Origin of the sequence: Herbiconiux sp. L3-i23, from assembly GCF_023734115.1 — a bacterium.
Lineage (GTDB): Bacteria > Actinomycetota > Actinomycetes > Actinomycetales > Microbacteriaceae > Naasia.
The window spans coordinates 2,104,748-2,116,391 of record NZ_AP025737.1; the positions used below are offsets into that span (position 1 = coordinate 2,104,748).

At 69.3% G+C, this 11,644-nt stretch carries 10 protein-coding genes; 7 read left to right on the forward strand and 3 right to left on the reverse strand.

Annotated elements, in window-relative coordinates:
* Genes NGH83_RS10010 through NGH83_RS10020 form a run of 3 tightly spaced genes read right to left on the reverse strand, consistent with a single transcriptional unit; the run spans nucleotide 1 to nucleotide 2,597 of the window.
* Nucleotides 1–1,050, reverse strand: a complete 1,050-nt coding sequence (locus NGH83_RS10010; RefSeq protein ID WP_251856116.1) for an Fpg/Nei family DNA glycosylase — start codon at nucleotides 1,048–1,050, stop codon at nucleotides 1–3.
* Nucleotides 1,043–1,552, reverse strand: coding sequence for a ribose-5-phosphate isomerase (locus NGH83_RS10015; RefSeq protein ID WP_251856117.1), 510 nt, complete (start codon nucleotides 1,550–1,552; stop codon nucleotides 1,043–1,045). The genes NGH83_RS10010 and NGH83_RS10015 overlap by 8 nt, the downstream gene beginning before the upstream one ends.
* Before the next feature lie 52 nt (nucleotides 1,553–1,604).
* Entirely contained in the window at nucleotides 1,605–2,597 is a 993-nt protein-coding gene (locus tag NGH83_RS10020) for a DUF2332 domain-containing protein (protein ID WP_251856118.1), read from the reverse strand.
* Nucleotides 2,598–2,682: 85 nt separating this feature from the next.
* Between NGH83_RS10020 and pepN the strand changes: the two genes are divergently transcribed.
* The 7 genes from pepN to NGH83_RS10055 all read left to right on the forward strand — a co-directional run bounded on the left by pepN (nucleotide 2,683) and on the right by NGH83_RS10055 (nucleotide 11,628).
* Nucleotides 2,683–5,226, forward strand: coding sequence for an aminopeptidase N (gene pepN / locus NGH83_RS10025; RefSeq protein WP_251856119.1), 2,544 nt, complete (start codon nucleotides 2,683–2,685; stop codon nucleotides 5,224–5,226).
* Between the two features lie 409 nt (nucleotides 5,227–5,635).
* Nucleotides 5,636–7,279: an amidohydrolase gene (locus tag NGH83_RS10030; protein WP_251856120.1), complete on the forward strand. Its 1,644-nt coding sequence runs from the start codon at nucleotides 5,636–5,638 to the stop codon at nucleotides 7,277–7,279.
* Between the two features lie 52 nt (nucleotides 7,280–7,331).
* Nucleotides 7,332–8,231: an ABC transporter substrate-binding protein gene (locus NGH83_RS10035; RefSeq protein ID WP_251856121.1), complete on the forward strand. Its 900-nt coding sequence runs from the start codon at nucleotides 7,332–7,334 to the stop codon at nucleotides 8,229–8,231.
* 2 nt (nucleotides 8,232–8,233) lie between these two features.
* Nucleotides 8,234–9,232 carry an amino acid ABC transporter permease gene (locus NGH83_RS10040; protein WP_251856122.1) on the forward strand — a complete coding sequence of 333 codons (999 nt, stop codon included), beginning with the start codon at nucleotides 8,234–8,236 and terminating at the stop codon, nucleotides 9,230–9,232.
* On the forward strand, nucleotides 9,229–10,008 hold the full coding sequence (locus NGH83_RS10045; RefSeq protein ID WP_305881782.1) for an amino acid ABC transporter ATP-binding protein: 780 nt from the start codon (nucleotides 9,229–9,231) through the stop codon (nucleotides 10,006–10,008). Before NGH83_RS10040 ends, NGH83_RS10045 begins: the two co-directional genes overlap by 4 nt.
* A gap of 127 nt (nucleotides 10,009–10,135) precedes the next feature.
* Nucleotides 10,136–11,158: a mechanosensitive ion channel family protein gene (locus NGH83_RS10050; RefSeq protein WP_251856123.1), complete on the forward strand. Its 1,023-nt coding sequence runs from the start codon at nucleotides 10,136–10,138 to the stop codon at nucleotides 11,156–11,158.
* 56 nt (nucleotides 11,159–11,214) lie between these two features.
* Nucleotides 11,215–11,628, forward strand: a complete 414-nt coding sequence (locus NGH83_RS10055) for a globin (RefSeq protein WP_305881796.1) — start codon at nucleotides 11,215–11,217, stop codon at nucleotides 11,626–11,628.
* Nucleotides 11,629–11,644: the final 16 nt, after the last annotated feature.

The following is an 11,644-nucleotide window of genomic DNA, read 5'->3' on the forward strand; positions in this document are numbered from 1 at the left end:
TCAGTCGTTCTTCGGCGCCGGGCGCTTCTGCCAGCCGGGTGCCCAGTAGAGGTTGCGGCCGCCCATCTCCTCCATGACGACCTCGCCCTTGCCGCGCGGCGACTTCTTGCCGGTCTGCTTGTAGACGTAGTGCCGCTCGTCACGGCTCGCCATGGCCCGCCGGTACTCGTCGGGCTCGAGGTCGTCCTTCGTCATCATCTGCCCGGTCTCGACTCCGATGGTGAGCAGCTTCGCCCAGTCGCGCCAGATCGCCCGAAGCTGCCGTTCGGGCACATCGCGCCCGGGGGTGTGCGGGTCGAGGCGGGCGCGGAACAGCAGTTCGGCACGGTACACGTTGCCGATGCCGCTCACGACGCTCTGGTCCATCAGCAGCAGGCCGATGGCGGTCGGCTTCTTCCGGACCTTCGCGACGAAGGCGTCCTCGGCCTTCTTCCCCGGATCGACGAGCGGATCGGGACCCAGCTTCGCGAGCACCTGGCGCACCTGCTCGGGGTCGAGCACCTCGCAGGCGGTCGGGCCGCGGAGGTCGGCGACGGTGGTGTCGGTCAGCAGCCGCAGACGCACCGCGCCGACGGGGGCAGGCGGGAAGTCCTCGAGCGAGGTCTCGCGCTCGGACTCGGCCATGCGCAGGCGGGCCCGGCGCGGAGCGCCGATCGAGCCGAGCGACTCTTCGGGCAACGCATCCGGCACGAAGTCGGACTCGAGCTCGGAAGCGACCTCCTCGAGGAAGGTGCCGCGCTGATTCGTCTGACCGATCCGCCCGCTCGCGGCCAGCAGCGTCGGGTCGACGGTCACCTCTCCGGCGAAGTCCCACGCGCCGTAGAGGCCGAGGTGCACGCGGAGGATGCGGTCGCCGATGTCGGCGCCCTTCGGCCCGAACTCGACGAAGAGCTGCTTGCCGACCGCGTTGGAGGCGACGACCTCACGGCCGTCGAGATCGTCGGCGCCCGCGGCGAAACGTCCCTGAGGACTCGACGCGTGCACTCGCTTGCCGACGAAGTTCGCGCGGAACTGCCGCGCGATGCGGTGGATCGAATGGCCCTCAGGCATCGGCGGAGGTGACCCCGGGGGTGTGCTCGCCCGCGGCGATGGCGCCGTCGGCCTCGTACTCGGCGAGCTGGGCGATGCGGCGCTCGTGGCGCGGGTCGAACGAGAACGGCTCGGCCACGAACGCGTCGATCAGCGCCGTCGCCTCCTCCAGCGTGTGCTGGCGAGCGCCGATCGAGATGACGTTGGCGTCGTTGTGCTGGCGGGCGAGCTGCGCGGTGGAGAGGTTCCAGACGAGAGCCGCCCGGATGCCCTTCACCTTGTTCGCCGCGATCTGCTCCCCGTTGCCGGATCCGCCGAACACCACGCCGAGCGTCTCGACGCCCGCCGCCTGGTCGCGTGCGACGGCGAGCGCCGCGCGGATGATGAACGCCGGGTAGTCGTCGAGGGGGTCGTAGGAGGTCGGTCCGTGGTCCACGACCTCGTGGCCCTGCGCTCCGAGGTGCTCGACGAGGTGCCGGCTGAAGTCGAGGCCGGCGTGATCGGTCGCGATGTGGATGCGCATGGTTGCGATTCTAGGTGCGCTGAACCGCGCGGTGAGGGTCGGAGCCGCCCTCTCAGTCCGTAGGTGTCAGCCACCGCACCCACGCCCCGTGGGGGTGGGTGCGGGCGACCGGGACACCGTCCTTCGCGACGACGAACGAGAACGATTCGGTCGAGTCGCGTTCGCCGGCGTCCGAGACGCCCGGGACGACGTCGGCGAGTTCGTTGGCGATCCACACGGCGCCGAGCGCGCGGACCGTGGCGACGAAACGGTCGGCGTCCTCCTGGGTGAGGTACGAGAGCACCGCCGAGTGCATGACGACGAGGGTCGCCTCGGGCGGTGCCGTCTCGGCCAGTCGGGCGAGCTCGTCGTTGAGGTCCCCGGGCACGATGCGCACCGGTTCGCGGCGCATCAGTTCGATCGCAGCGCTCGTCGCCTGCACCCGTGACGGGTCGTCGGGCCAGAGCAGCGCACTGAGCCACGCGACGTCGTCGGGGTCCTCGAGGTCGAGCGGGTTCATCTCGATGCCGGCGCGCCACACGATCTGCGGCATCCGCTCGGGCACGGGCACCGGTCCCCGCGTCTCGGTGGTCAGGCGCACCTCGCTCGGACCGTCCGCGGGGTGCAGCCATGGGCCGTCGTCGTACTGGTAGCTGTACCGATCCGCATTGAGCAGCAGGCCCGCCGAGGCGCCGACTTCGAGCAGGGCGATCGGCCCCTCGATTCCGGCGAGCACCGGCAGCAGCGCGAGCAGCCGGGCGGGATCGTTGGTCTGCATGGTGCGCTCGCGCGCGATCCGCTCGACCTCGTCCCACCGATCGATGAGGTGCTGCTTGAAGCGGTCGTAGCTGTCGAGCGGCGCCTCGAGGTAGCGGGCGACGGAGAACAGGTAGCCCGCGTGCCGCTTCGACGGCGGCAGCGAGTCGATGTACTCGAGCATCGACGGGTCGGACGCGATGCCGACGGCGGACTTCACGTAGGAGGGCGAGAGGTCGTGCGCGTCGATCTGCGAGAACACGCGGTACCGCTCGGCCGTCAGGGATTCGTTGATGTCCTCGGCCGTCACGGGTCTCATCAAAGGGCCGCAGGCCGGGTAAAGCAACTCCGCCTAGGGTGGATTGACAAGCACGGAACGAAGAACGGAACCCGTCATGCCCGGAGAGAACCTCACCCGCCTCGAAGCCCAAGAGCGCAAGTCGATCGTCGATGTGCGCAGCTACGAGGTCGATCTCGACCTCACGACGGGACCCGAGACGTTCCGCAGCATCACGACGGTCCGCTTCGCCGCCACCGAGGGGGCGTCCACCTTCATCGACGCGATCACCCGCACCGTGCACTCCGTCACGCTGAACGGTCGCGAACTCGACCCTGCGACGGTCAGCGACGGTGTGCGCATCCAGCTCGACGACCTCGCCGCCGACAACGAGCTGCGCGTCGACGCCGACGCGATCTACACGAACACGGGCGAGGGACTGCACCGCTTCGTCGACCCCGCCGACGGCGAGGTCTACCTCTACAGCCAGTTCGAGGTGCCGGACTCGCGCCGCATGTTCGCAGTGTTCGAGCAGCCCGACCTGAAGGCGACCTTCCAGTTCACGGTCACCGCGCCCGACTACTGGGAGGTCGTGTCGAACTCCCCCACGCCCGAGCCGACCGACGTCGGGTCGAGCAACTTCCGTTGGGAGTTCCCGCCCACCCCGGTGATCTCGAGCTACATCACCGCGCTCATCGCAGGGCCCTACTCGGTCGAGCGCAGCGAGCTCACCTCGTCGGACGGACGCGTCATCCCCCTCGGCGTCTTCGCCCGGGCGTCGCTCGCGAAGTACGTCGACACCGACTACATCGTCGAGAAGACCCGTCAGGGCTTCGCGTTCTACGAGTCGATCTTCGGCTACCCCTACCCCTTCGAGAAGTACGACCAGATGTTCGTGCCCGAGTTCAACGCGGGTGCCATGGAGAACGCCGGCGCGGTGACCTTCACCGAGACCTACGTGTTCCGGTCGAAGGTGACCGACGCCGTCCGCGAGCGCCGGGTGGTCACCATCCTGCACGAGCTCGCTCACATGTGGTTCGGCGACCTGGTGACCATGAAGTGGTGGAACGACCTGTGGCTCAACGAGTCGTTCGCCGAGTACATCTCGACCCTCGCCACCGCCGAGGCCAGTGAGTGGCACGAGGCGTGGACGACGTTCGCCGCGATGGAGAAGAGCTGGGCGTACCGCCAGGACCAGCTGCCCTCGACGCACCCCATCGTCGCGACCATCAACGACCTCGAGGACGTGCAGGTCAACTTCGACGGCATCACCTACGCCAAGGGCGCGTCGGTGCTGAAGCAGCTCGTCGCCTGGGTGGGACGCGACGAGTTCCTGAAGGGCGTTGGCCAGTACTTCCAGAAGCACGCCTTCAAGAACACCGAGCTGAAGGACCTGCTCGTCGAGCTCGAGGCGACGAGCGGCCGCGACCTCGCTCTGTGGTCGCAGCTGTGGCTCGAGACCGCCGGTGTCAATACGCTCCGCTCCGAGTTCACGGTCGACGACGACGAGAACTTCACCTCCTTCGCGGTGACGCAGACCACCCCGCCCGAGTGGCCGACCCAGCGCCCCCACCGCCTCGCAATCGGCCTCTACAACCTCCGCGACGGCAAGCTGGTGCGCGAGCAGCGGTTCGAGGTCGACATCGACGGCGCCCGCACCGAGCTGCCCGAGCTGGTGGGCGCGAAGCGTCCCGACCTGCTGCTGGTGAACGACGACGACCTCGCCTACGCGAAGATCCGTCTCGACGATCGCTCGCTGCTCGTCGCGATCGACCACCTCGCCGCCATCGAGTCGCCGCTCGCGCGGTCGCTCGTCTGGGGGTCCGTGTGGGACTCCACCCGCGACGCCGAGACGAGCCCCCGCGACTACGTTCGGCTCGCCCTGCGCAACCTGGGCGCGGAGACCGAGTCGACGACGCTCCGCACGAACCTCGCGCAGCTCGTCCTGGCGGCAACGCTGTACGTCGCCCCTGAGAACCGGCCCGAGGTGCTCGCCGAGGTCGGCGACACGCTGTGGTCGCTCGCCCGGTCCGCCGAGGCGGGATCGGACGCGCAGTTCCAGTTCGTCCGCTCCTTCGCGGCGGTCGCGCACACCGACGCGCACCTCGACGTCGTCCAGTCGGTGCTCGATGAGAAGGTGGCCCTCGAGGGTCTCGACATCGACACCGACCTCGGCTGGGAGCTGCTGATCGCCCTCGCCGCGGGTGGACGCGTCGGCGCCGCCGAGATCGACGCGGCGCTCGCGAGCGACAACACCGCGACCGGTCAGCAGTCGGCTGCGCACGCCCGCGCGGCGATGCCGACCCACGAGGCCAAGCTCGCAGCCTGGAACTCGATCGTCGAATCCGAGGGCGCGTCGAACCTGATCGTGCGCGCGACCGGCCTCGGCTTCCTCCGCGCCGCCGACCCCGACCTGCTGCGTCCGTTCGTCGAGAAGTACTTCGGCGCCCTCGACCGCCTGTGGGAGACCCGCAGCTACGCGATCGCGTCCGGCATCATCAACGGTTTCTACCCGGCGCCGCTCGCCGACCAGGAGCTCGTCGACGCCACCCGCGAGTGGCTCGAATCGCACCCCGACACGCCCGCCCTGCGCCGCCTCATCCAGGAGGACCTCGCCGGCGTCGAGCGCGCCCTCCGAGTCCAGGACCGCGACCGCGCCTGACCCACTCGCCCACTTCACCCCGTGTCGCAGCGCCGACACAGGGTGAAGTGGGCGAGTCAGCGTCAGCACCTGCCGAGGTGCCCAGATCTGTCGGTGTTCGCGGTCGAACACCGACAGAACCGGGCACCTCGTCGCGTTGAAGCGCGACGCCCCGACTCGCCCACTTCGCCCCGTGTCGCAGCGCTGACACGGGGTGAAGTGGGCGAGTCGGCATCCCCTCGCGCCCAGGTGCCCAGATCTGTCGGTGTTCGCGGCCGAACACCCGCAGAACTGGGCACCTCGCTCACGTCACAACTACTCGATTCGAAGCACTTCTCGCTGGATCGGTCGTTAAGTTCCGGTTACGCAACGGATTCAGCGACCGATCCCGCGTTAGGGTGACGAAATCGATCGTGAGAAAGAGGGTGGGATGCGCGACGCCGATGTGGTCTTCCGGGGCGGGGTCGTCTTCGACGGCAGCGGCTCCGCGGCCAGAAGCGGAACAGTCGCCGTGCGCGACGGACGCATCATCGCCGTCGACCGCGACCTCGATCGAGACCTCATCGGCTCGGCTACCGAGGTCGTCGACCTCGACGGCGGCATGGTGCTCCCCGGTTTCGTCGACGCCCACGTGCACCCCGTCGAGGGCGGTCTCGAGCGGCGCGCGTGCGACCTCTCGGAGGGCCACACCCGAGACCAGTACCTCGCGACCATCGAGGCCTACGCCCGCGCGCATCCCGACGCGGAGTGGATCGTCGGCGGAGGCTGGCACTCGGCCGCGTTCCCCGGCGGCACCCCACTCGCCGCCGATCTCGACCGCGTCGTCCCCGACCGACCCGTCTTCCTCTCGAACCGCGACCACCACGGCGCCTGGGTCAACTCCGCCGCCCTGAAGCGGGCCGGCCTCGACCGCGACACCCCCGACCCCGACGACGGCCGGCTCGAGCGGGACGCCGACGGCAACCCCTCCGGCACCCTCCACGAGGGCGCCCGCCTGCTCGTGCACGACCTCATCCCCCGCGTCACCGACGAGGAGAACCGGCTCGGCCTGCTCGAGGGCCAGCGCTACCTGCACTCGTTCGGCGTCACCTCCTGGCAGGACGCCATCGTCGGCGAATACGGCAGCCACACCGACACCGGCGATGTCTACCTCGCCGCCGCGCAGAGCGGCGAGCTGACCGCCCGCGTGGTCGCCGCACTCTGGTGGGACCGGCACTCAGGGCTCGAGCAGCTCGACCATCTCCGCGCCCGTCGGGCTGCGCTGCGGCACGAGAAGTTCGTCGCGACGAGCGTCAAGATCATGCAGGACGGTATCCCCGAGAACCGCACCGCTGCGCTGCTCGACCCCTACCTCGCACCGGGATGCACATGCGGCACCGAGCGCGGGCTCGCCTTCCTCGAGCGGGACGAGCTGATCGCCGCGGTGCACGCTCTCGACGCGGACGACTTCCAGGTGCACGTCCACGCGATCGGCGACCGGGCGGTGCGCGACGCGCTCGACGCGTTCGAGTCCGTGCCCGACCGGCTCCGGCCCGGCGCCCCGCTGCATCACATCGCCCACCTGCAGATCGTGCATCCCGACGATGTCGCCCGCTTCGCCACGATCGGGGTGGCCGCGAACATGCAGGCGCTCTGGGCGACCTTCGAGCCGCAGATGGTGGAGCTGAACCTCCCCTCACTGGGACCGGAACGCGCAGCCTGGCAGTACCCCTTCGCGGGGATCGCCCGCTCGGGCGCGCTGCTGTGCGCCGGCTCCGACTGGCCCGTCACCACCCCAGACCCGTGGGCCGCCCTGCACGTCGCCGTCAACCGGCGCCTGCCCGAGGGCGACCCCGACTTCGATCCCCGCCCCTTCTACCCGGAGCAGGCGCTCGACCTCGGCACCGCACTGAAGGCCTACACGGCCGGCTCGGCGCGCATCAACTCGTTGAACGGCACCGGCACCATCGCCGTCGGAGCCGTCGCCGACCTCGTCGTCGTGGACCGCGATCCGTTCGCGGGCCCGGCCGACGAGATCGCCTCGACCACCACCTCGTCGACGTGGGTCGGCGGGCAGCGGGTCTACGGCGACTGATCCTCCCTCCACACCTGCAGATCGACCAAGAAAGCGAAGACACAGAAGAACCATGCGCGCACGCAGATTCCTCCTCCCCGCGGCCCTGATGGTGGGCGCCCTCGCCCTCACCGGATGCGTCAACAACGAAGTGGCGACCCCTGATTCGGACTCGGACGGCTCCGCGCCCGCGATCGCGGTCGACGACGCGGCCGCGGCGCTGCTGCCTGACGACATCGTCGAGGCGGGCGTGCTCGAGATCGGCACCGACGCCACCTATGCGCCCAACGAGTTCAAGGACGCCGACGGCAACCCGGTGGGTTGGGAGATCGAACTGGCCGACGCGATGGCCGCGAAGCTGGGGCTGACCACCAATTACAACATCGCCAAGTTCGACAACATCCTGCCCGCCGTGATCGGCGCGAAGTACGACCTCGGCCTGTCGTCGTTCTTCGACACGCTCGAGCGTCAGGAGCAGGTCGACATGGTCGACTACTACACCGCCGGCATCCAGTGGGCGACGCCCGCCGGCACCACCGTCGACCCCGACGACGCGTGCGGCCTGACCGTCGCCGTGCAGAACGGCACCACCCAGGCGCTCGACGACGTGCCCGCGAAGTCGCAGGCCTGCGTCGACGCCGGCAAGGCCGCGATCGAGATCCTCGGCTACGACACCCAGGACGACGCCACCGCCGCGGTGACGCTCGGCCGCGCCGACGCGATGACCGCCGACTCCCCCGTCATCCAGTACGCGGTCAAGCAGAGCGGCGGCAAGCTCGAGCTGTCGGGCGACGTCTACTCGGTCTTCCTCTACGGCATGCCCGTGCAGAAGGACCGCGGCACCCTCGCCGAGGCGCTGCAGGCGTCGCTGCAGTCGCTGATGGACGACGGCACCTACAGCGAGATCCTCAGCAAGTGGGGCGTCGAGACCGGCGCGATCGACTCGATCGACATCAACGGCGCCACGGAGTAACAGTGACCTCACACACCGCGGGGCCGGCCACCGAGCCGGCCCCCGGGCTCCAGCCCATCCGCGCGGTGCCACTGCGGCACCCGTGGCGCAACCTGATCGGCGTCGTGCTGATCATCCTGATCGCGGCGTTCGTCTGGGACGCCGCCGTCAATCGCACCGCGTACGACTGGCCCTCGGTCGGCAAGTACCTCTTCGACCGCCGCATCTCCGAGGCCGCGCTCGTCACGGTGCAGCTGACCGTGTACTCGATGATCGGCGCGATCGTGCTCGGCGTGCTGCTCGCCGTGATGCGCCTGTCGCCGAACCCGATCCTCAAGTCGATCGCGTGGGCGTACATCTGGATCTTCCGCGGCACTCCGGTCTACGTGCAGCTCGTGTTCTGGGGCCTGCTCTCGACCATCTACCCGACCCTCGACATCGGATTGCCGTTCCTGCCGCCGATCGCGCAGCTGCCGACGGACCAGGCGCTCAACACGTTCTGGATCGCCGTCATCGGGCTCGCGCTCAACGAGGCCGCCTACATGTCCGAGATCGTGCGCGCCGGCATCCTCTCGGTCGACCGCGGCCAGGAGGAGGCGGCGACGGCGCTCGGCATGAACTGGGGTCTGACGATGCGGCGGATCATCATCCCGCAGGCGATGCGCATCATCATCCCGCCGACCGGCAACGAGGTGATCTCGATGCTGAAGACCACGTCGCTGGTGACCGCGGTGCCGTTCACCCTCGACCTCTACACGCGGTCCCGCGACATCTCGGCCGAGACGTTCAACCCGATTCCGCTGCTCATCGTGGCGTCGCTCTGGTATCTCGCGATCACGTCGGTGCTGATGGTCGGCCAGTTCTACCTCGAGAAGCGGTTCGCCCGCGGCATCGACCGGGTCGACGTCCGAAAGGGCGCGCGGCTGCCGCAGGGCGACGCGCCGACCGCCTCCACCGTCGTCAACACCGGCGACATGACCACCGGTGATTCCGCCCCGAGCGAGACGAAGGAAGGCCGATGAGCGCCGCAGCCTCCCCTGTTCCCATGGTGCGGGCCGAGCACCTGTTCAAGAAGTACGGCTCGAACGTGGTGCTCACCGACGTGTCGCTCGAGGTCGCCGCGGGCGAGGTGCTCTGCGTCATCGGCCCGTCGGGGTCGGGCAAGAGCACGTTCCTGCGCTGCATCAACCACCTCGAGAAGATCGACGGCGGACGGCTCGAGGTGGACGGCGAGCTCGTCGGCTACCGCGAGAAGGGCGGTGCACTCCACGAGCTGCACGCGAAGGACGCGGCACGGCAGCGCCGGGACATCGGCATGGTGTTCCAGCGCTTCAATCTGTTCCCGCATCTCACCGTGCTCGAGAACGTGATCGAGGCGCCGATCCGCGTGAAGCGGCAGTCGAAGCAGGCCGCGATGGAGCGCGCCCGCGCACTGCTCGACCGGGTGGGGCTCGCCGACAAGATCGACAGCTACCCCGGGCACCTCTCGGGCGGGCAGCAGCAGCGCGTCGCGATCGCGCGGGCGCTCGCGATGGACCCGAAGCTGATGCTCTTCGACGAGCCGACCTCGGCGCTCGACCCCGAGCTGGTGGGCGAGGTGCTCGATGTGATGAAGGGTCTCGCCGCCGACGGGATGACGATGATCGTCGTGACCCACGAGATGGGCTTCGCGCGCGAGGTCGCCGATTCGCTCGTCTTCATGGATCAGGGCCGCATCGTCGAGAGCGGCGCCCCGCGGGACGTGCTCGCGAACGCCGCGCACGAGCGCACCCGCGCCTTCCTGTCGAAGGTGCTGTAGCTGCCGCTCGACTCGCCCACTTCACCCTGTGTTCCGGCCTCGGAACGGGGCGAAGTGGGCGAGTCAGCGCCCCGCCGACGCGCCGCCCAGCCGGCGGGGAGGCCGTCGCGGCTAAAATCTTCGGCCTATGGATTTGGACGCATTCTTCGAGACAGGCCTCGGCCAGGCGGTCGGCAACGCCATCAGCGTGGTCGTCATCATCGTCGTCGCGATCCTCGTCAGGGTCGCTCTGCACTTCGTCATCAAGGGCGTCGTCGACCGCGTCGTCAACGGTGTCAAGCGCCGGCAGCGGGTCGATGACACGCAGGCTCTCGCCGCATCGCCCGTCGCGGCGGTGCGCACGGTGCAGCGCGCGAGGACCCTCGGCGACGTGCTCAACAACATCGTCACCGTCACCATCACGGCGGTGGCGCTGCTCGCGATCATCACCACGATCGCCCCGAACATCACAGGCTCGTTCGCGCTGATCACCGCCGCGCTCGGTGCCGGTCTCGGTTTCGGCGCCCAGAACATCGTCAAGGACGTGCTCAACGGCCTGTTCATGGTGATCGAGGATCAGCTCGGTGTCGGCGACGTCGTCGACACCGGTCAGGCCACCGGCGTGGTCGAGAGCGTCGCGATCCGCATCACCCAGATCCGCGACGTGAACGGCACCCTCTGGTACGTGCGCAACGGCGAGATCACCCGCGTCGGCAACATGTCGCAGGGCTGGGCCCGCGTCATCATCGACCTCGCGGTGCCGTACGACGCCGACGTGCAGGCGGTGCAGCAGCGGATGCTTGAGACCGCCGAATCGCTCGCGGACGAACCGAAGTGGCGGCCGAGCGTGATGGAGAAGCCCGAGATCTGGGGTCTCGAGTCGATCTCCTCCGAGGCGGTCGTCATGCGCGTCGTGATCAAGACCCGCACGTCGGCGCGCGACGACGTGGCCCGCGAGCTGCGGATGCGGCTGAAGGAGTCGCTCGACGACATGGGCGTCAAGCTGCCCTCGCTCAACACCGTCGTGCTGTCGGGCATGGAGGGGGCCGCGAGCGTCCGGGGAGCGCGTCCGCCGCGCACCAACTCGGTGCCGACGATCCCCCGCGCAGCGCAGGCACCGAAGAAGCCCCGCGCCCCCCGCAAGCCGAAGGATCCGGGCACGGCAGAATGAGCGTCGTGCCAGAAACGCCCGCCGACTCCCCCGCGCCCGCCTCGGGAGCGACCCCGATGACGTTGCGCTCCTCTCCCGGAGGCGACGCGGTGGGCGGCAACTTCTACGACCAGATCGGCGGCCGGCCGACGTTCGAGAAGCTCGTGCGCGAGTTCTACCGGGGTGTCGCGTCCGATCCGGTGCTCCTCTCGCTGTACCCGGAGAAGGACCTCGAGCCGGCGATCCAGCGCCTCACCGGCTTCCTCGAGCAGTACTGGGGCGGGCCGACCACCTACAGCCAGCAGCGTGGGCATCCCCGACTTCGCATGCGGCACAACGTCTTCCGCATCAATCCCGATCAGCGCGACCGCTGGCTGAGGCACATGCGAGTGGCGGTCGACAGCCTCGACCTCCCGCCGCTTCAGGACGCGACCCTCTGGGCGTACCTCGAGCGCGCGGCGCACGCGATGGTGAACACCTTCGAGGACTGACCCCGCGCCGCAATAG

Coding starts and splice junctions, on each gene's coding strand:
- NGH83_RS10010 (WP_251856116.1), bottom strand. CDS start 1,050: ATGCCTGAGGGCCATTCGATCCACCGCATCGCGCGGCAGTTCCGCGCG.
- NGH83_RS10015 (WP_251856117.1), bottom strand. CDS start 1,552: ATGCGCATCCACATCGCGACCGATCACGCCGGCCTCGACTTCAGCCGG.
- pepN (WP_251856119.1), top strand. CDS start 2,683: ATGCCCGGAGAGAACCTCACCCGCCTCGAAGCCCAAGAGCGCAAGTCG.
- NGH83_RS10030 (WP_251856120.1), top strand. CDS start 5,636: ATGCGCGACGCCGATGTGGTCTTCCGGGGCGGGGTCGTCTTCGACGGC.
- NGH83_RS10035 (WP_251856121.1), top strand. CDS start 7,332: ATGCGCGCACGCAGATTCCTCCTCCCCGCGGCCCTGATGGTGGGCGCC.
- NGH83_RS10045 (WP_305881782.1), top strand. CDS start 9,229: ATGAGCGCCGCAGCCTCCCCTGTTCCCATGGTGCGGGCCGAGCACCTG.
- NGH83_RS10050 (WP_251856123.1), top strand. CDS start 10,136: ATGGATTTGGACGCATTCTTCGAGACAGGCCTCGGCCAGGCGGTCGGC.
- NGH83_RS10055 (WP_305881796.1), top strand. CDS start 11,215: ATGACGTTGCGCTCCTCTCCCGGAGGCGACGCGGTGGGCGGCAACTTC.